The 17,500-nt window shown below is 34.3% G+C and carries 15 protein-coding genes and 1 pseudogene; 4 read left to right on the forward strand and 12 right to left on the reverse strand.

All coding sequences use genetic code 11. The features are described from left to right. Positions 1 to 7: 7 nt before the first annotated feature. On the reverse strand, positions 8 to 2,575 hold the full coding sequence (locus tag CSUIS_RS01680) for a translocation/assembly module TamB domain-containing protein (RefSeq protein ID WP_086296840.1): 2,568 nt from the start codon (positions 2,573 to 2,575) through the stop codon (positions 8 to 10). 237 nt (positions 2,576 to 2,812) lie between these two features. Here CSUIS_RS01680 and groES point away from each other — a divergent pair, with 237 nt between their 5' ends. From groES to CSUIS_RS01705, 4 genes and pseudogenes are all read left to right on the forward strand, one after another. Next, positions 2,813 to 3,076, forward strand: a complete 264-nt coding sequence (groES, locus tag CSUIS_RS01685; RefSeq protein ID WP_086242535.1) for a co-chaperone GroES — start codon at positions 2,813 to 2,815, stop codon at positions 3,074 to 3,076. 14 nt (positions 3,077 to 3,090) lie between these two features. Then, on the forward strand, positions 3,091 to 4,728 hold the full coding sequence (gene groL / locus CSUIS_RS01690) for a chaperonin GroEL (protein ID WP_086296842.1): 1,638 nt from the start codon (positions 3,091 to 3,093) through the stop codon (positions 4,726 to 4,728). Positions 4,729 to 5,432: 704 nt separating this feature from the next. Further along, a complete protein-coding gene (locus tag CSUIS_RS01695) occupies positions 5,433 to 6,032 on the forward strand; it encodes a hypothetical protein (RefSeq protein ID WP_086242537.1) in 600 nt (199 codons plus the stop codon). Positions 6,033 to 6,092: 60 nt separating this feature from the next. Beyond that, positions 6,093 to 7,313 (forward strand): annotated as a pseudogene (locus tag CSUIS_RS01705) (autotransporter outer membrane beta-barrel domain-containing protein); the annotation flags it as partial. A 1,031-nt stretch (positions 7,314 to 8,344) separates the two neighbouring features. Here CSUIS_RS01705 and trxB read toward each other — a convergent pair. The 11 genes from trxB to CSUIS_RS01760 all read right to left on the reverse strand — a co-directional run bounded on the left by trxB (position 8,345) and on the right by CSUIS_RS01760 (position 17,467). Further along, positions 8,345 to 9,283, reverse strand: coding sequence for a thioredoxin-disulfide reductase (gene trxB / locus CSUIS_RS01710; protein ID WP_086296847.1), 939 nt, complete (start codon positions 9,281 to 9,283; stop codon positions 8,345 to 8,347). A gap of 119 nt (positions 9,284 to 9,402) precedes the next feature. After that, on the reverse strand, positions 9,403 to 9,717 hold the full coding sequence (gene trxA / locus CSUIS_RS01715; RefSeq protein WP_086237785.1) for a thioredoxin: 315 nt from the start codon (positions 9,715 to 9,717) through the stop codon (positions 9,403 to 9,405). A gap of 174 nt (positions 9,718 to 9,891) precedes the next feature. Beyond that, complete coding sequence (locus CSUIS_RS01720; protein ID WP_086296849.1) at positions 9,892 to 10,230, reverse strand: YraN family protein; 339 nt, start codon at positions 10,228 to 10,230, stop codon at positions 9,892 to 9,894. 2 nt (positions 10,231 to 10,232) lie between these two features. After that, positions 10,233 to 11,498, reverse strand: coding sequence for a homoserine dehydrogenase (locus CSUIS_RS01725; protein ID WP_086296851.1), 1,266 nt, complete (start codon positions 11,496 to 11,498; stop codon positions 10,233 to 10,235). Next, the gene (locus CSUIS_RS01730) at positions 11,495 to 12,703 is read right to left on the reverse strand and encodes an LL-diaminopimelate aminotransferase (RefSeq protein WP_086296853.1); all 1,209 of its coding nucleotides are present in this window, start codon (positions 12,701 to 12,703) and stop codon (positions 11,495 to 11,497) included. Before CSUIS_RS01730 ends, CSUIS_RS01725 begins: the two co-directional genes overlap by 4 nt. Positions 12,704 to 12,713: 10 nt before the next feature. Then, the gene (locus tag CSUIS_RS01735) at positions 12,714 to 13,532 is read right to left on the reverse strand and encodes a hypothetical protein (RefSeq protein ID WP_086296855.1); all 819 of its coding nucleotides are present in this window, start codon (positions 13,530 to 13,532) and stop codon (positions 12,714 to 12,716) included. Then, positions 13,526 to 14,419, reverse strand: coding sequence for a hypothetical protein (locus tag CSUIS_RS01740; RefSeq protein WP_086237780.1), 894 nt, complete (start codon positions 14,417 to 14,419; stop codon positions 13,526 to 13,528). The genes CSUIS_RS01735 and CSUIS_RS01740 overlap by 7 nt, the downstream gene beginning before the upstream one ends. Further along, positions 14,412 to 15,098 carry a 23S rRNA (guanosine(2251)-2'-O)-methyltransferase RlmB gene (rlmB, locus tag CSUIS_RS01745; protein ID WP_086296858.1) on the reverse strand — a complete coding sequence of 229 codons (687 nt, stop codon included), beginning with the start codon at positions 15,096 to 15,098 and terminating at the stop codon, positions 14,412 to 14,414. Before rlmB ends, CSUIS_RS01740 begins: the two co-directional genes overlap by 8 nt. 71 nt (positions 15,099 to 15,169) lie before the next feature. Beyond that, positions 15,170 to 15,991, reverse strand: coding sequence for a 16S rRNA (cytidine(1402)-2'-O)-methyltransferase (rsmI, locus tag CSUIS_RS01750; RefSeq protein ID WP_086296860.1), 822 nt, complete (start codon positions 15,989 to 15,991; stop codon positions 15,170 to 15,172). A gap of 4 nt (positions 15,992 to 15,995) precedes the next feature. Further along, the gene (gene rpmE / locus CSUIS_RS01755) at positions 15,996 to 16,196 is read right to left on the reverse strand and encodes a 50S ribosomal protein L31 (protein ID WP_086237777.1); all 201 of its coding nucleotides are present in this window, start codon (positions 16,194 to 16,196) and stop codon (positions 15,996 to 15,998) included. A 50-nt stretch (positions 16,197 to 16,246) separates the two neighbouring features. Further along, positions 16,247 to 17,467, reverse strand: a complete 1,221-nt coding sequence (locus tag CSUIS_RS01760; RefSeq protein WP_086296862.1) for a saccharopine dehydrogenase family protein — start codon at positions 17,465 to 17,467, stop codon at positions 16,247 to 16,249. Between the last annotated feature and the right edge of the window lie 33 nt (positions 17,468 to 17,500).

Below are 17,500 nucleotides of genomic sequence, written 5' to 3' on the forward strand. Positions count from 1 at the left end.
AAATGGCTTAGCGATTAAATAAATTTTGAAGGCCATTTATGAGATCTTTTGTGCCTTGAGTTTTCTCTTCGTCGCCTTTAAATAGCTTATTTAGTCCACGATCAATCTCTTTTGAAACCTTATCTTTTAGATAGTTAGAGCTAATAGCATACTTTGGCTGGTCGCTTGTGCCTGTGATATTTACAGCTATATCAGTCTTTTCTAAATTCGCTTTAACTGGGATATTTATAGCTTTTGAGGCGGTATCTAAACTAGCAGATGTAATATTTATATCTGATTTTTGTGAGCTTAGCAAAGCGTTGAAATTAATCAAATTTTTATCTATTATCCCTTTTATATAGCCATCTTTATAGACTTCATTTGTTATATCTTTTTGAATTGTAGCGCTAATTAAATTTGTAAGATCACTCTTAGCTAATTGCCCTTTGGCTATATCAGCTTTGAAATCGCCTTTGGAGCTGTTTAGATCGTAATTAGCATTTAAAGTAGCCTCCCCTTCATAAAAAGCACTAAAATCTAAAAATTCCAAAAGCTTAGCAATCTCAAATTTAGGTAAGGTTAAATTTGCTTTATTATTCCTTATATCTACTTTGAGTTTTGAGCCGATAAAATCGCTATTTAAAGTAGCATTTATATTATCATTTATAGAGATTTTACCGCTTGGATTTAGTGAGCCATTTAGCTTCATTCCAGTTAAAAACTCTAGCTTATCTAGCCTTGGAATATCAGCGTTATATATGGCTTCAAGGCTATTTTTATTTATATCATAGCTACCATCAAATTTGTTTATTGTGGCTAAATTTGAATTAATCGTAGTGGCAAAATGGATGGTGGAATTGGTAAAAGTGGGTTTGATATGTGCGTTTATGGTGGTATTTTGTGGAAATGTTTTGTTTGTTAGCTCTGTTAAATTTGTCGCATTTAGCACCCCATTTTCTAGTCTTATCTCGCCCTTGCCATTTAAATTAGCAATATCAATGCTATCAAGATTTAGCTCCCCATTTAACTCCCCGCTTAAAAGTGGCTTTTGACCAATCATCAAAAAGAGATTTTGAGCCAAAATATTTTGAATTTTAGCCTTTAATTTGCCATTATCTATATTAGCACTAATCAACCCATCAATAGCCTTAATATCTAAATTTGCACTTTTTAATGGTAATTTTTGATTATTCAAATCCCCTATTAAATCTGCGTTTATAGCGATTTGACCTGTTAGTTTGGCTCCAGAAATATTGCCTAATTTAGCAAGGTCTGGTGCTACTATTTGGGTACTAGCTTTTGCGATTTTTTGCGTTAGATTATAGTTTGCATTTAGGCTATTTATATTTAAAATTTCAGATTTTAAATTCGCGTTTAGATTAGCATCATCGCCCTTTAAATCTGCTTTTATATTTGAGTTAAATGCGATATTTTTATTTATATTTGAGCCAATCATCTTATTTAATTCACTAGCATTAAATAGCCCACCATTTATATCTATTTTTATATCTCCAGCTCTTTTATTAGGGTCATTTAACCCTATTATTGTGGCGTTGCCGTTTATACTTCCATTAGCTAGTGCTGGCATAGATATGAGTTTTAAAAGCTCATTTAATTTAATTTTTTTAATATCTGCTTTTACCTCATTATTTGCCATTTTAGCTGTTATTACGCCGCCTAATCCATTAATATCAGCATCTAAAAACTCTAAATTGGCTCCAACTATCTTAGTATTAGCCTTAGCCGTGATCTCTCCATGTAGTTTTTGACCGATTATAGGCTCAAGTCTAGCCAAATTTGGAATATTTAAATTTATATCGCTATTTAAGGCATTTTCATCAATATTATATATTGAATTTAAAGCTGCGATAACGGCAACTGGCGTGGTAATCACGCTTTTAGCCTTAGCAACTCTACCATCTAAGTTTAAATTTGAGTTTGCTTTTATTGTGAAATTTTGTGGCAAATTTACACCATAATCAGCAGCCACTAACTCGCTATTTACTATAGAATTTGGGATATTTAAAGTAGCATTTCCATTGTAATTTCCATCGTTACTACCAATATCAGCTATGATATTCATCTTGCCTTTTATATATGGCTTTCCTAATGCTATGGAGCTAATTTGTGCTAGTTCAAGCGATTTGGCATCTAGCTTTATCTCAACTGGAGCAAAATTGGCAATTCTAGTAGCAAAACGCAAATTTGACCCAACTATCGTCCCACTACCATTAGCAATAAAATTATTAAATTCGCCTAAAATAGCACCATTTAAGCTTATATTATCTTTAATATCCACCCCAAAACTACTTAAATCGCTTGTGCTAGCGGTGTAGTTAAGGTCTAATTTTTGGGTAAATAGGCTGTAATTACCATAAATTCTAGCTTTTAAGGCATTATTTACACTAACGGTAATATCAAGAGTGCTGATAGATAGCTTAAACTCATCAAGCCTTATATCCATTCCGCTCTTTTGAGATGCTATCTTTTGTATATATGGCTTTGTTATGCTATTTCCAACGCTACTAAAAAGCAGGGTATAAGCAATAGCCAAAAGCACGGCTAAGCTTCCTAAAATCCAGTATAAAACTCTCATCTAAATTCCTTAAAAAAATTTATTTAATTATACTCAAATCTAGCTTAATAAATTAAATTTGCTAGTTATAGAGAAATTTTATTAAGCTTGAGTGGATTAGACTAAATGTTTTTGATAATTTTTATTTAAATTTGGGGTAAATTTATTGACATATATATAAAATTATGATATATTTTCATCACTCAAATATATAGAGTGCTAATTTTTAAGACAAATCATATAAACGAAAGGATAGAGATGAATTTTGAGCCATTAGGCAAGCGTGTGCTTGTAGAGAGGGAAGAAGAGCTTAAAACTACAGCTTCAGGTATTATCATTCCAGATAATGCTTCTAAAGAAAAACCAAGTCAAGGTAAAGTTGTAGCTGTTAGCAAAGAAGCAGAGGGTCTTAGCGTAGGTGATACGGTTGTATTTGCTAAATATAGCGGTAGCGAAATTACGCTTAATGATAAAAAATATCTAGTTTTAAATACAGAAGATATTTTAGGAATTATAAAATAATAAAAGGATAAAAGATGGCAAAAGAGATTATATTTGCAGATGATGCTAGAAATAGATTATATAATGGTGTTAAAAAATTAAGCGACGCGGTCAAAGTAACAATGGGACCAAGAGGACGCAATGTGCTTTTACAAAAGAGCTTTGGCGCCCCAACAATCACAAAAGATGGCGTTAGCGTGGCTAAAGAGATTGAACTGGCTGATACTATAGAAAATATGGGCGCAGGTTTAGTAAGAGAAGTAGCTAGCAAAACAAACGATGAAGCAGGCGATGGCACTACAACTGCCACAGTTTTGGCTCACGCTATTTTTAAAGAAGGTTTAAGAAATATCACAGCTGGTGCAAATCCAATTGAAGTAAAAAGAGGTATGGATAAATTCGCCGCTGCGGTGATAAACGAGCTTAAAAACGCATCTAAAAAAGTAGAAGGCAAAAAAGAGATCGCCCAAGTAGCTACAATCTCAGCTAATAGCGACACAAGCGTTGGTGATCTAATAGCTGAAGCTATGGAAAAAGTAGGCAAAGATGGAGTTATCACAGTTGAAGAGGCTAAATCAATCAATGATGAGTTAAATGTAGTTGAGGGTATGCAATTTGATAGAGGCTATTTAAGTCCATATTTCATCACAAATGCAGAGAAAATGCAAGTTGAGCTAAGTAGCCCATTTATACTATTATTTGATAAAAAAATATCAAATTTAAAAGATCTTTTACCGGTTTTAGAGCAAATTCAAAAAACTGGCAAACCGCTATTAATCATCGCTGAAGATATAGAGGGCGAGGCTTTAGCGACTTTAGTTGTTAATAAACTTCGTGGAGTGCTAAACATCTCAGCGGTTAAAGCTCCTGGGTTTGGCGATAGAAGAAAGGCTATGCTAGAAGATATAGCGATTTTAACAGGCGGTGAAGTCATAAGCGAAGAGCTAGGTAGAACTTTAGAAAGTGCTAGTTTAAGTGATTTGGGTCAAGCTGATAGAGTTGTAATTGACAAAGATAACACTACAATTGTAAATGGTGCAGGCTCAAAAGATGCAATAGATGCTAGAATTAATCAAATCAAAGCTCAAATTATCGAAACTACAAGCGATTATGATAAAGAAAAACTTCAAGAAAGATTAGCCAAATTAAGTGGCGGTGTGGCAGTTATCAAAGTTGGCGCTGCGACTGAAACTGAAATGAAAGAGAAAAAAGATAGAGTAGATGACGCTCTAAATGCTACAAAAGCAGCAGTAGAAGAGGGCATCGTAATAGGCGGTGGTGCTGCTTTAATCAAAGCTGGCAATAAAGTGGATTTAAATTTAAGCGGAGATGAACTAATCGGAGCAAATATTGTCAAACGTGCCCTATTTGCCCCACTTCGCCAAATCGCTGAAAATGCAGGGTTTGATGCAGGAGTAGTAGCAAATGCAGTAAGCACAGCAAATAATGCAAACTACGGATTTAACGCTGCAAGCGGAGAGTATGTAGATATGTTTGAAGCTGGGATTATAGATCCGGTTAAAGTAGAGCGTGTAGCACTTCAAAATGCTGTGAGCGTGGCTAGCTTGTTACTAACTACAGAGGCTACAGTAAGCGAAATCAAAGAGGATAAACCAGCTATGCCAGCAATGCCTGATATGGGCGGTATGGGTGGAATGGGCGGTATGATGTAAGCCCGATTTGGCAGCCTTTTTGGCTGTCAAATTTATATAAATTTTTATATAATTCAGATTTTTAACACAATTAAATCATAAATTCTATCATTAACACAACTTAATTCTTATTTACTCATCGTAACAAAACAAATATATTGAAATTGGATTTTAAAGATTAAATTTGATAATTTTTACGGCAAAAAGTATGCTTAGTATCGATATAATTTATTTTTTATTATAACTTCGCAGTGGAGCTAAGCTCCACCCACTTGACCCCGCACTCTTGCGCTTTGTACTCTTTTTGAGAAGGTTCCTGCAAAACCAGCGAATGCGACCCCTTTAGGGGTGGTTTCCTTGAGTGGGGTTACCTATGCTTTTTGGCTCACTAGTAAAACTAGTTTCGCCACGCTCTACTGAAGTCCCCACAATGGGGTACCCCTTATTAAAATCCATGGCGTAATCCACCCATTAAAAGCCTTTTAAGATTGTTATTCTACGCACAGATTTAATAAAATTTGTAATTTCTAAAATGCTTTTAGTTATTACTAGCGAAGTATTTAATGTGAAGTATGGTAGCCTTTAATAACCAAAATACTCATTAAAATATCCTAAAAATAATCTTTTAATTTTTAAAATTTTATCTAAATTTATCAAAAATTAAGCTTAGATTAATGGGGGGGGGTATAATGCCTACCTTGAATTTAAATCATATAAGGAGAATTGTGAAAATATCAAAAATTGTAAGTATGGCAATAATTAGCTTTGGTCTAGATAGCTCACTTTATGCCAATACCCCTAAAACGATGATGTGCCGTCTTTATGGATTGGAGTGTATTAATTTTGATATAACCACCATAGATAGTAGCGCAAGTAAGGATATTAGGAGTAAAATCGAACAATACATAGATAAAATGGAAAAAATCCATGAATACTCTGATGTAAGGGCTCTTGGCGAGGCTTTAATAATATGGCATAGCACCCTTAAATACTTTGGCGATAAGCTAAATATAGATACAAATTCGCATAGGGAGTTTTTATTAAGCCAAGCATGGGAAGCTTTACACCCAGATGAAAAAGCAAATATAACCTACGCAATACAAAATATATATGATCATATTACTGGAGATAAAAAATTAGATATAGGCGATCTTGACTATGATCCAAAAAATCCATCTAATGTATATGATATTCCAAGAATAGCGCAAGAAATATTTAATAATTCAATTAAAAAATTAGAAGCCTTGGGTAATGAGACAATCAAAGATGTGATTAGTGGATTGGAAAGACCTACAACTCCAGCAACTAACCCAAGCAATAATTAAAATTCAAATAACCAAAATGGTGGTGGAAATTCAGCCGCAGCAAATAACCAAGAGAGCAATACAAACACAAATGAAAGTGCTAGTAACCAAAACTCAACTAATCAAAACAATAACCCAACCAACAATGAAAATTCAGCTAACCAAAATAACACCACAACCCAAGTTAATCCAACCAATAACACAGATGAAATTCCTAAAGAAGTACAAGATGCGATCGATGATATTATCGAAGAGATTAACACCGCCATCAAAGAACTACAATCTTTAGAGAAAAACTCAATCCAAAACTCCCTTGAAGCATTAAAGCTAAATACAAATATAAACTCTATAATAAGCTTAAGTAAAAATGCTCTTGATGCTAGGGTTATATCTTTATTAAATCCAAATAATAGTAGTATGGCTCTAGCCTCAGCTATAAAAAACCTTGATGGGGTAGAGTTTGCCTCTTGTGATGATGAGGCTTTAGCTTGTATGATTAGAGACTATACAAAGAGATTTGAAACTAATAATAATCTATGGGCTAATATCTTAGGAGCTAAAGCATATTTAAAAAATAGCCCAGATACTAAGATATATGGTTTTATATTTGGATATGATTATGCATTTGATAGTGATATAGTTGGAGTATTCTTTAGCTATGCTAAAGCAAAAAGCAGTGGAGATAATATAGTAAATAGTAGTGATAACTACCAACTTGGTATCTACTCAAAAAGCTTCTTTGGAAATTCAGAACTAGATAGTAAAATCTACTATGGAATTAGTAAGAGTGATTATAGCAAGAATGTATTAAATAGTATCTACACAGCTGATTATGATACTAATTTTGCTGGGATTGAGCTAGAGTATGGATATGTATTTGATACTAATAATATATTTATAAAGCCACTTATTGGACTAAATTATAATTATATAAAAACAAAAGATTTTAATGAGAGTGGAGATATAAACTTACACTATAATAAAACAACTAATAAAAACGCCACTGCTAAATTAGGAGTTGAGCTTAGAAAATACTATGATGAGTATAGCTACTTCTATTTCAAACCAGCCCTTGAGAGAGATATATACAAAAGTGGCACAGATAGTGTAGCAAATTTCGTAGGAAATGAGTATAGTATAATAAGTCAAGCTGATGAGAAAAAACACACCTATATAAACACAACCTTAGGTGCTGAAGTATCTCTAAATAACTCATTTAGCATAAATGCCAACATAGGAGCAAAACTAAGAAATAATGAGAAAATCTATAATGGAACACTAGGGGTTAAGTATAAGTTTTAATTTAAAATAAATAGATAAAAAGAAAACTGAGCTATAGCTCAGTTTTTATAAAATAAAAATGCCAAACTGGGAAGGGGCTCTGATTTTTAAGGGATAGGGAAAACCCATTTTTACCTACTTTTAACGCACGAACGAAGTCCGTGCTAAAGTAGCAAATACTAAAGTCCCCATAAATGGGGTACCCCACTTGTGGGGCTTCAGGTGGGTCAAGGGAGCGTAGCTTCTTGTCGCAAAGTGGAGCTTTGCTCCACTGCGAAGTTAAAAATAGTTTCCCCTGCCCCTTAAAGAAAAGAATTTAAAAAAGTTTGTCGCAAAGACTAGCTTGGCTCTAGTGAAGTTAAACCATAATTTCATTCGCATTTGTCGGATGGATAACTTTAGGTGGGTTAAGGGAGCGTAGCTCCCTGTCGCAAAGTGGGGCTTAGCTCCACTGCGAAGTTAAAAATAAGTGGCTTACGCCACAAAATTTTCGCAACAAAAAACTCGAAGGAGTTTTTGGCGAAAATTTGGAGTAAAAATAAAAATGCCAAATTGGGAAGGGACCCAGATCTTAAGGGTAACCTTACGCAGTAGGGACTTTAGTGTTTGCTACTTTAGCACGGACTTGTTCGTGCGTTAAAAGTAGATAAAAAATAGGATAGGGGAAACTGTTTTGGCTTTCAAATTTTAGTTTCCCCTGTCCTTTAAAGAAAAGAATTTAAAAAACTTTGGTCGCAAAGATTAGCTTGGCTCTAGCGAAGTAAAAATAGGAACTTTCTCAAAGAGAGTGTAAAGCATAAGAGTAACGCATGTTTTAATAGCAAAATCCTTAAGAGTGTTATGTATAGATTTTTACTTATGCTTTTTATAATGGTAATTGTTTAGATTATAATAGTAGTTAAAGGTTTTATATATACACTTATTGGCATTATTTTTACTATTAAATTTAATAATTATATTAAGATTAGCATAAATAAATTTTATTATTTTTTAAAATATTTGTATATAAAATTTAGTAAAAGAGCCACTTAAATTAATAAGTGGCTTTAATGCTAATGTAAGCTCTCAATATAGCTCATCGCACTAAGTGCGGCTACAGCACCATCAGCAGCTGCACTAACTACTTGTTTAGGTGCATCTTGTCTTAAATCTCCTGCGGCAAATAGCCCTGGAGTTGAAGTTTGCATTTTTAGATCTACTTTGACTTGACCAGTAGGCAAAATATCGCAAATAAATTTATCTCCATCTTTTAAAACTTCATTTCTTACATTTAACCCAACAAATGTAAATATTCCAGGAACGACTAAATCTCTTATACTTCCATCATTTAATTTAATCTTAACGCCCTTTACGCCAGCTACGCTATCGCCATATACCTCTTCTATTGTAGCGTTTAAGATTAACTCTATTTTCTCATTTTTCTTAACTTTTTCAACAGAGCTTGGAGCTGCTCTAAATGTATCACGGCGATGGATTAAATAGACTTTTGAACAAATTCTTGATAGATACTCAGCTTCTTCAATAGCAGTATCGCCACCGCCTAAAACTGCCACTTCTTTATTTTTATAAAAAAATCCATCACAAGTAGCACAAGTGCTAACTCCCTTACCAAAAAATTCATTTTCGCCTTTAAATCCAGCTCTTTTTGGAGTTGAGCCTGTGCAGACAATCACCGCTTTTGCCTCTTCTGTTTTGCCACCTTCTAAGGTAATAGTAAAGCTACCATCGCTATTTTTAGATACTTTTTCTACTCCAGCCATCTCATGCCTTAGACCAAATCTTGTGCATTGCTCAAGCCATGGAGCCATAAAACTCATACCATCCATTACGGTTGCTACGCCAGGGTAGTTTTCCATCTCAGAGCTACTGGTGATTTGACCGCCAGGCATTCCTTTTTCAAACATTACGACATTTTTTAACCCACCACGAGTAGCATAAAGCCCTGCACTAAGACCAGCTGGTCCCCCACCTATTATAGCTACATCTAACATAGTTTCTCCTAATTTTAAATTTATATCTATATAATATTTACAGATATTACATAAAAATAAATTTGATATAAAAGAATGATTTGAATTGAAGTGAGTTAGGGGCTTACAGCCCCTGTTAATTATAGAAGTGAGTTTATTTTTTCTGCGATTGCAGTTTTAGATTGAGCACCGATTAAAGTATCTTTAATCTCTCCATTTTTGAAAAATAGTAGAGTTGGAATAGAGCGAACGCCATACTCTACAGCCAAATCTTGAACTTCATCTGTATTTACTTTGCAGATTTTTGCCTTGCCATCGAACTCTTCGGCTAATTCATCAATAACTGGAGCTAACATTCTGCATGGTCCGCACCATGGAGCCCAGAAATCCACTAAAGCGACACCCTCTTTAGCGATATTGAAATTTTCAGCAGTTAAGTCAATATATTTACCCATTTTTATCTCCTTTATGGTTTATAGTAAAATTATACATTAAAAAAGTTAAACTAAAAATAACAAACATAATTTTAGGTAACTCAAACTTCATCAAATCAGAAAATATTATAAAATATAAAAGTTAATAAATTTTATTAATTATTAAATTTTAAAAAAATATGGCAAGAAATTTAATCAATATGTGATATTTTCTATCAATTCTATATCTTCGCCATTAATGCAGATTAAATCAATTTGATAAGGAATATTTAAGTTTAAACTTAGCATATAAAAATCTATAGCTTTAATTATTTTTTCTAATTTGGATTTGGTTACTCTATAAATTGTTTGATAATCTTTAGTAGAGGCTTTAACTTCGATAAAATGGAGAGTTGATCTATTACTAGCGATAATATCAATCTCTCCAAATTTGGTTTTGTAGTTTAACTCCAAAATTTTATAGCCATTTTTGACCAGATATTTGGCTGCTTTTTTCTCAGATTCATGCCCAAAAAGATACTCTTTTAAGCCCAAATTTAACTCTCAATCCTAATCATAAATGGCTTAGCCTTGATGAAGTTTTCGTTTTTTAGGTTATCAATCACTCTTAACATATCAGCCTCTAAGCAAGTATGAGTGGTAAAAAATAGTGTAGCATACTCATTATCTTTGCTTTTGGCTTTTTGCAAGAAACTATCTATTGAGAGATTATTTTGGCTCATTAAATTCGTAATCTTAGCCAAAACCCCCACTTCATCAGCAACTTTTAATCTTAAATAATATTTAGTTTTGATCTCATTTGGTTTTAATAACCTAAGTGGCAAGGACTCAAGTGGTGCTTTATAGCCAAGCATAGGGTTTCTAATCTCTCTAGCTATATCTATTAAATCACTTATAACAGCACTTGCAGTAGCACTTCCACCAGCACCAGCCCCATAAAATAAGCTCTCTCCCACAGCATCGCCTACGACGCTTACAGCATTCATAACTCCATTTACATTTGCTAGCATCTTATCCTTGCTTATAAATGCTGGATGAACTCTTAGCTCTAAGGTGCCTTCATCACGCTTAGCAATGGCTAAAAGCTTAATGGAGTATTCAAATTCATTAGCAAAATATATATCTTCACTGCTAATTTCACTTATGCCCTCTATCATGATATCTTCTGGTTTAGCATGTACGCAGTAGGCAATACTAGCTAAAATTAGCAATTTATGAGCCGTGTCAAATCCACCTATATCAAATGTCGGGTCTGCTTCAGCATATCCTAGCTCTTGAGCCATTTTAAGAGCTTTATCAAATTGAATTCCACTACTCATCATACTTGTTAAAATATAGTTGCTAGTGCCATTCATTATCCCTATAATTTTTTGGATATGATTTGCACTTAATCCCTCTCTTAGGGCTTTTATGATTGGAATTCCACCAGCGACACTAGCTTCATAGCCAAATGCCGTATCCCCAGCTAATGCTTCAAGCTCATTTCTATAGTATGCTAAAAGGGCTTTATTTGCCGTTACTACCGCCTTTTTACGCTCTAAAATTTTGCTTACTATCTCATATGGTTTATCGATCCCGCCCATAAGCTCTACAAATACATCTATATCATCTCTATCTATCACACTTTGAAGATCATCGCTTAGTGGGATTATAGGGTTTTTGTGCTTGGATAGATCTCTTACTACACCTATTACGGGCTCTATGCTTACACCAGCTCTAGAGGCTATTAAGTCGCTATTTTTTATAAGGACATTAGCAACTTCACTTCCTACCGTTCCAAAGCCTAATATTGCTACTCTCATTGGACTTCTTTTAGATATTTTTTGATATTTCTTGCAGCTTGGCGAATTCTATTTTCATTTTCTATAAAAGCTATTCTTACATAGTCATCTCCAGCTACGCCAAATCCAGCCCCAGGGCTTACAGCTACACAGGCTTTGGTTAATAGCTGCTTGGCAAATTCTTTGCTACTTATGTTGCCTACTTGTGGTGGAAGCTTTGCCCAAGCAAACATACTAGCTCTTGGCTTAGCTATATCCCAGCCAGCTGCACTAAATGCCTCTATGAGAGTATCTCTTCGCTTTTCATAAGTTTGTCTGATTTGCTCAACGCAATCTTGATTGCCATCAAGTGCCACGGTGGCTGCTACTTGAATAGGAGTAAACATTCCATAATCAAACCAAGATTTTATCTTTTTAAGTGCTGCTACTAGCTTTTTATTTCCACAGATAAAGCCTACACGCCAACCTGCCATATTATATGATTTTGATAGAGTATAGCACTCTACGGCTACATCTTTAGCGCCATCTACTTCAAATATACTTGGAGTTTTATATCCATCAAATGTAAGCTCAGCATAAGCTATATCGCTAATTATATAAAATCTCTCACGCTTTGCAGTCTCTACAAGCCTTTCATAAAAGCTTTTTTGGCATGTTACTGTAGTTGGGTTGTGAGGGAAATTTACCACTACATATTTTGGTTTTGGTATGCTCTCTTTTATGGCGATTTCTAAATTTTCAAAGAATTTATTCTCATCTAATTCATAATTTATATTATAGATTAGAGGCATTTTGGTTACATTGCCACCAGCTATAATAAATGCTTGAGTGTGTATAGGATAGGCAGGATCAGGCACGATGGCGACATCTCCTGGGTTGGTTATAGCTTGAACTAAATGGACAAAGCCCTCCTTGCTACCCATAGTGGCGACTGCTTCTGTTTCAGGGTCTAAGATGACGCCATACTTTCGCTTATACCAATTACATATCGCAACACGAAGTTTATAGATACCTTGAGAGACGCTGTAGCCATGTGTTTTATCTTTCATAGCACTTTCGCATAGTTTGTCTATTATGTGCTGCGGTGTCCTGCCATCTGGATTTCCCATAGAAAAATCTATAATATCAGCACCATCTCTTCTTGCTGCCATTTTAATGGCATTGACTTCTGCAAAAGCGTAGTTTGGCAATCTCTCAATGGTATTAAACCTTATCTCATCAAACACAACTAACTCCTTAATTTGATTTTATATAAATTTTTAAACCTCGTTTAATATTTTCTAAGCTAAAAGCATCATCTATGAGTAAATAGTATGAATTTGGAGGAAATTTGATATAAATTTCCTTTTCTGGCTTATCTGATTTGATCTGAGTTATTAAATTCAAATCCCTATCAAGCACCCTTATATCGCATATCCAGCTATCTGATATATAGCTTTTTATCAATGCTTCACTCTTTTGATTTATATTTAAAAAATATGGCTCAAGTGGCTTAGCAAGGTCAAATTCTACATCGCTAATATAATCATGAGTAGATAGCACAGCCTGAGACGCATCAATGCTATAAGTGAAGCTAAATTCTCCATCGCGCTTAATATCTTTGATAAATATCTGGTTTTTGCCAAGCTCTTTATATAGTGTGCCAGGGTCAAGGATAAATCTTGAGCTCATTGAAATTTGCCAGACTATCCCTTCGGTGTTGCTCTTTAAAGATTTGCTTAAAAAATATGAGTATCCAATGCTTTTTAGTGCTTCAGATATACTCTTAAACATCAAAATATCAGAAGTTGGACTATAAAATGCAATTTCTAAATTTACAGGCTTAGAGTAGCTAATATTTAAAAGCGAATTTACCCTTAGGGTACTTGTGATTTTAGCATAGTTTGGGTTGCCGTTATTATCTATAAATTCAGATTGTATAGCAAATATTTTTTCTATTTTATCTCTATTTTTAGCGTAAGTTTGTTCTGATATAATGCTTTTAATATTGCTATATAGATCAAAGCCAAAACAACTCATAGCAAGGATAAATAATAGAGATATTGATTTTACCATTGAGCGCCTCTATTTAGCTTGACAAATTCAGCATAATCAATCTCTTTGATAACTCCATTTTCTACTACAAATCTCAATGGTTTTTGCAATGTAAATTTTTTCTGATTGCCATCTAATTCTAAGGTAAGCTCACCATGGCCTGTTTGGATTAGTTGGTCTATGCTTAAATTTATATCTAAAGCATTTTTGGTTGTGTATGATTTTTTATTTTTGCCATCTATGTTTTTGATGCCTATCCAAATGGATTTAGCTGGGATAATTTTAGCTATTTTATCTGCTTGATTTACTATTTGTGGAGTTTGAATCTCTATGCTTTGGATGGTTGAATTTGATTCTGTTATAGTGGCGTTATCATCGCTTATAGCTAGAGTTTTGTTATCTTCTATATTAGTGATATTTTCATCATTTTGTGCCGCTACGCTATCTGTGCTTTTTAAATTCTCTTTAGCGGATTCTACTACCGTGGTAGCGGAGTATGCAATGCTTTGGTTTTTCTCAAAATTTAGCAACTCTATACCATCTAAAATATTGGTAAATTTAATCAGCCAAACGATAGCTACAGCTATTAAAGCTATGATTAAAATTATCGTTAGAGCCTTGCTATTATCGCTCTTTGGAGTATATGCTGGAATTTTAGGTGCCACACTGCAATTAGAGCTACCAGCACAACCATTTTCTTTACAATAAGCATTATACTCATCTATCCAATCTTGAAGGTCTAGCCCATACTCACGACTTATGATTTTAGCAAAGCCAGAAGCGTTTAATTTACGAAGTTTTTCATAATTTTTCTCACACATATACTCTAAATATTCAGTCTCTATATGAGTGCGTTTAGTGATCTCTTTAAGATCCATTTCTAAAAGTTTTTCTATACCATTAGCCATTTACAATCCTATCAAATAATATTCCAAATGCCACGCTGACATTTAAGCTATCCCAATCCCTACGCATATTTATGCCTAGGATATTATCACACTTTTGTAATACCTTATTTGGTATTCCTTCACCTTCACTACCCATAATTATAGCGGTTTTAGGGGTAAATTTAAAATCTTTAGCACTCTTGCCACCAGCGTTTGCAGCGTAAATTTTAAATCCAACCTGCTTTAACTCATTGATAAAGCTCAATCCATCATCACAAAGAGCGATTGGCAACTCATACGCCGCACCGCTACTAGAGCGTATTATGCCTTGTATTGCTAGATTTTGGTTTTTTCCTACTACGATTACTCCTCCAGCTCCTAGGGCATATGCAGTTCTTACTATAGCACCGATATTTCCCACATCGCTTAAACCATATAAAATTGCCAAATAATCAGACTTTTTAATCTCATTTAAAGTGGCAAATTCATACTCTTTTACCTTTGCTAAGAAGCCTTGATGATTGCCACCACGGGCGAGTGCTTGAGCTTTTTGATTATCAACTTTTTGAATTTTCAAACCAACTTTTGCTATTTGGTTGAATATATCTTTTTGAACCTCTTTTGCTAGATATATCTCTTCAAGCTTCTCTTTGTGATGTTTTAACAAATGTAAAAATAGCTGTTTTCCATAGACAATCATAGTGCTTATGGTATCTAAAAGCCCTTAAATTTTAGCTTATTTTTATAGATAAATTTAGCAAATTTTCTATTTTAATTTTGATTGGTTAATTGGTTGTATATCTCTTTGACGCTTTTGCCTGTTAATTTGCTTAGTAATTTTGCCTTTTGCTTTGGTGGGATATCTAATTCATCAATATCTGATATTGTGATTTTTTCTTGATTTATTATATTTGAAGCGGCGATTACTACGCACCATTCGCCTTTTAGGTTGGCATTTTTTAGCTTTATTGCTAAATTTTGTGCTCTATCTTTAAATTTGGTTTCAAATCTCTTCGTAGCCTCTTTAATAGCGAAAATTTCTCTATTTGGCTCCATTTTTGCTACTGAAGTAATAAGCTCAAAAACTCTTTTTGGTGATTCGTATATAACTACTGGATAGGGTGAGTTAAGGGCATTTTGTAAGGCTATATCTCTATCTTTTCCATTATTTGGTAAAAATCCTAAAAAGCTAAACTCCTTTTCTACTAGCCCACTAGCTGCTACTGCTAAAAGCAAGGCGTTTGATCCGCTTAACACTTCGTAATTGATGGAGTTTTTCTGGGCGAATTTGACTAAGGATACTCCTGGATCGCTAATACAAGGCATACCGGCATCACTTACATATACTACGATTTTTTCTACCAATTTACTAACTTCAAATTTAGCAAAAAACTCACTCTCATTATGAGTGTGTAAGGAGTAAAACTCAGATGGCTTTATATCTAGATTATATCTTGAATTTAGAAGATTTATAAAAGATTTAGTTACTCTACTATCTTCACAAATGATAATATCGCAAAGGTTCAAGATGTCCAGGCATCTCTTTGAAATATCATCTAAATTACCAATTGGAGTAGGAAGAAAGTAGAGCAAACTACTATTTTATACCATATTTTTTCTTAAATTTATCTACACGACCTGCGCTATCTACGATCTTTTCACTACCTGTGAAGAATGGATGACAAGCATTGCAAATATCTACTTTTATCTCTGCTTTATTTGATCTGCTTTTAAAAGTATTTCCGCAAGCGCAACTAACTGTGCATTCAACATACTCTGGATGTATATCTTTTTTCATTGCTTTTCCTTTTTTTGAGTTTAAAAATTGGGATTTTATCTAAATTTGGCTTAAATTTCCTTGATTAATCTGGTTTCATTTGGTGCCATCTCTATTATCTCCCATGGGAGGCCTTGTTTATTTAGCTCATCCATAAATGGCTTAGCATCAAATTCCTCCATATTAAACACTCCATTTGCCTTCCAAATCCCCTTTGCTACCATCATTGAGCCTATCATTGCTGGCACTCCTGTGGTGTAGCTAACCGCACCAACGCCTGTCTCTTTATAGCACTCCTGGTGATCGCATACATTATAGATATAGATTTTTTTTGGTTTTCCATCTTTTATACCAGTGATTACGCAGCCTATATTTGTCTTGCCTTTAGTTCTAGCGCCTAAACTTGCTGGGTCTGGTAGTAAGGTTTTTAAAAATTGAATTGGCACGATTTTTACCCCATTGTGCTCAACCTCATCAATCCTTAGCATACCGACATTTTCTAGGCATTTCATATGGGTTAGGTAGCTTTGGCCAAAGGTCATAAAGAAGCGAATTTGCTTTAGAGTAGGGATATTTTTTACTAGGCTTTCTAGCTCTTCGTGGTATAGCAAATAGCTATCTTTTGGGCCAATTTTTGGGTAGTCCCAGCTAAATCCTATCTCCATCGGCTCGGTTTCTATCCATTTGCCATCTTTGTAGTATCTACCTTTTGCGCTGACTTCACGCAAATTTATCTCTGGATTGAAATTTGTAGCAAACGCATAGCCATGATCTCCAGCGTTACAATCTAAAATATCGATATACTCAATCTCATCAAATATATATTGTTTCGCATAGGCACAATAGACATTAGTAACGCCTGGGTCAAATCCGCTACCAAGTAACGCCATAGTGTTAGCAGATTTAAAATCGCTATCTTTAGCCCATTGGAGTTTATACTCGAATTTAGCTGTATCTGGGTGCTCGTAATTGGCCGTATCTATGTATGGAATTTTAGCCTTAGAGCAAGCGTCCATTAGGGTCAAATCCTGATATGGCAAAGCGACATTTAAGAGTAAATCAGCCTTAATATCCCTAATAAGCTTTACAACCGCATCTGTATCATCAGCATCGATCACCGCTGTATCAATATCTATATTTAATCTATCTTTTATAAATTTAGCTATCTTATCGCATTTGCTTTTGGTGCGACTTGCTAGAGTTATTTTGGTAAATACTTGCGAATTCATCGCACATTTTACCGTTGCTGCTTGGCTTACTCCGCCAGCTCCAATGATTAAAATATGGCTCATTTGCTATCCTTATATATGAAATTTTTAAATTAT

Origin of the sequence: Campylobacter porcelli, from assembly GCF_002139855.1 — a bacterium.
Taxonomy (GTDB): Bacteria; Campylobacterota; Campylobacteria; order Campylobacterales; family Campylobacteraceae; genus Campylobacter; species Campylobacter porcelli.

Bases quoted from the DNA above. Each gene is read 5' to 3' on its own strand.
- CSUIS_RS01680 (WP_086296840.1), bottom strand. From the start codon at position 2,575: ATGAGAGTTTTATACTGGATTTTAGGAAGCTTAGCCGTGCTTTTGGCT.
- groES (WP_086242535.1), top strand. From the start codon at position 2,813: ATGAATTTTGAGCCATTAGGCAAGCGTGTGCTTGTAGAGAGGGAAGAA.
- groL (WP_086296842.1), top strand. From the start codon at position 3,091: ATGGCAAAAGAGATTATATTTGCAGATGATGCTAGAAATAGATTATAT.
- trxB (WP_086296847.1), bottom strand. From the start codon at position 9,283: ATGTTAGATGTAGCTATAATAGGTGGGGGACCAGCTGGTCTTAGTGCA.
- trxA (WP_086237785.1), bottom strand. From the start codon at position 9,717: ATGGGTAAATATATTGACTTAACTGCTGAAAATTTCAATATCGCTAAA.
- CSUIS_RS01725 (WP_086296851.1), bottom strand. From the start codon at position 11,498: ATGAGAGTAGCAATATTAGGCTTTGGAACGGTAGGAAGTGAAGTTGCT.
- CSUIS_RS01735 (WP_086296855.1), bottom strand. From the start codon at position 13,532: ATGGTAAAATCAATATCTCTATTATTTATCCTTGCTATGAGTTGTTTT.
- CSUIS_RS01740 (WP_086237780.1), bottom strand. From the start codon at position 14,419: ATGGCTAATGGTATAGAAAAACTTTTAGAAATGGATCTTAAAGAGATC.
- rlmB (WP_086296858.1), bottom strand. From the start codon at position 15,098: ATGATTGTCTATGGAAAACAGCTATTTTTACATTTGTTAAAACATCAC.
- rpmE (WP_086237777.1), bottom strand. From the start codon at position 16,196: ATGAAAAAAGATATACATCCAGAGTATGTTGAATGCACAGTTAGTTGC.
- CSUIS_RS01760 (WP_086296862.1), bottom strand. From the start codon at position 17,467: ATGAGCCATATTTTAATCATTGGAGCTGGCGGAGTAAGCCAAGCAGCA.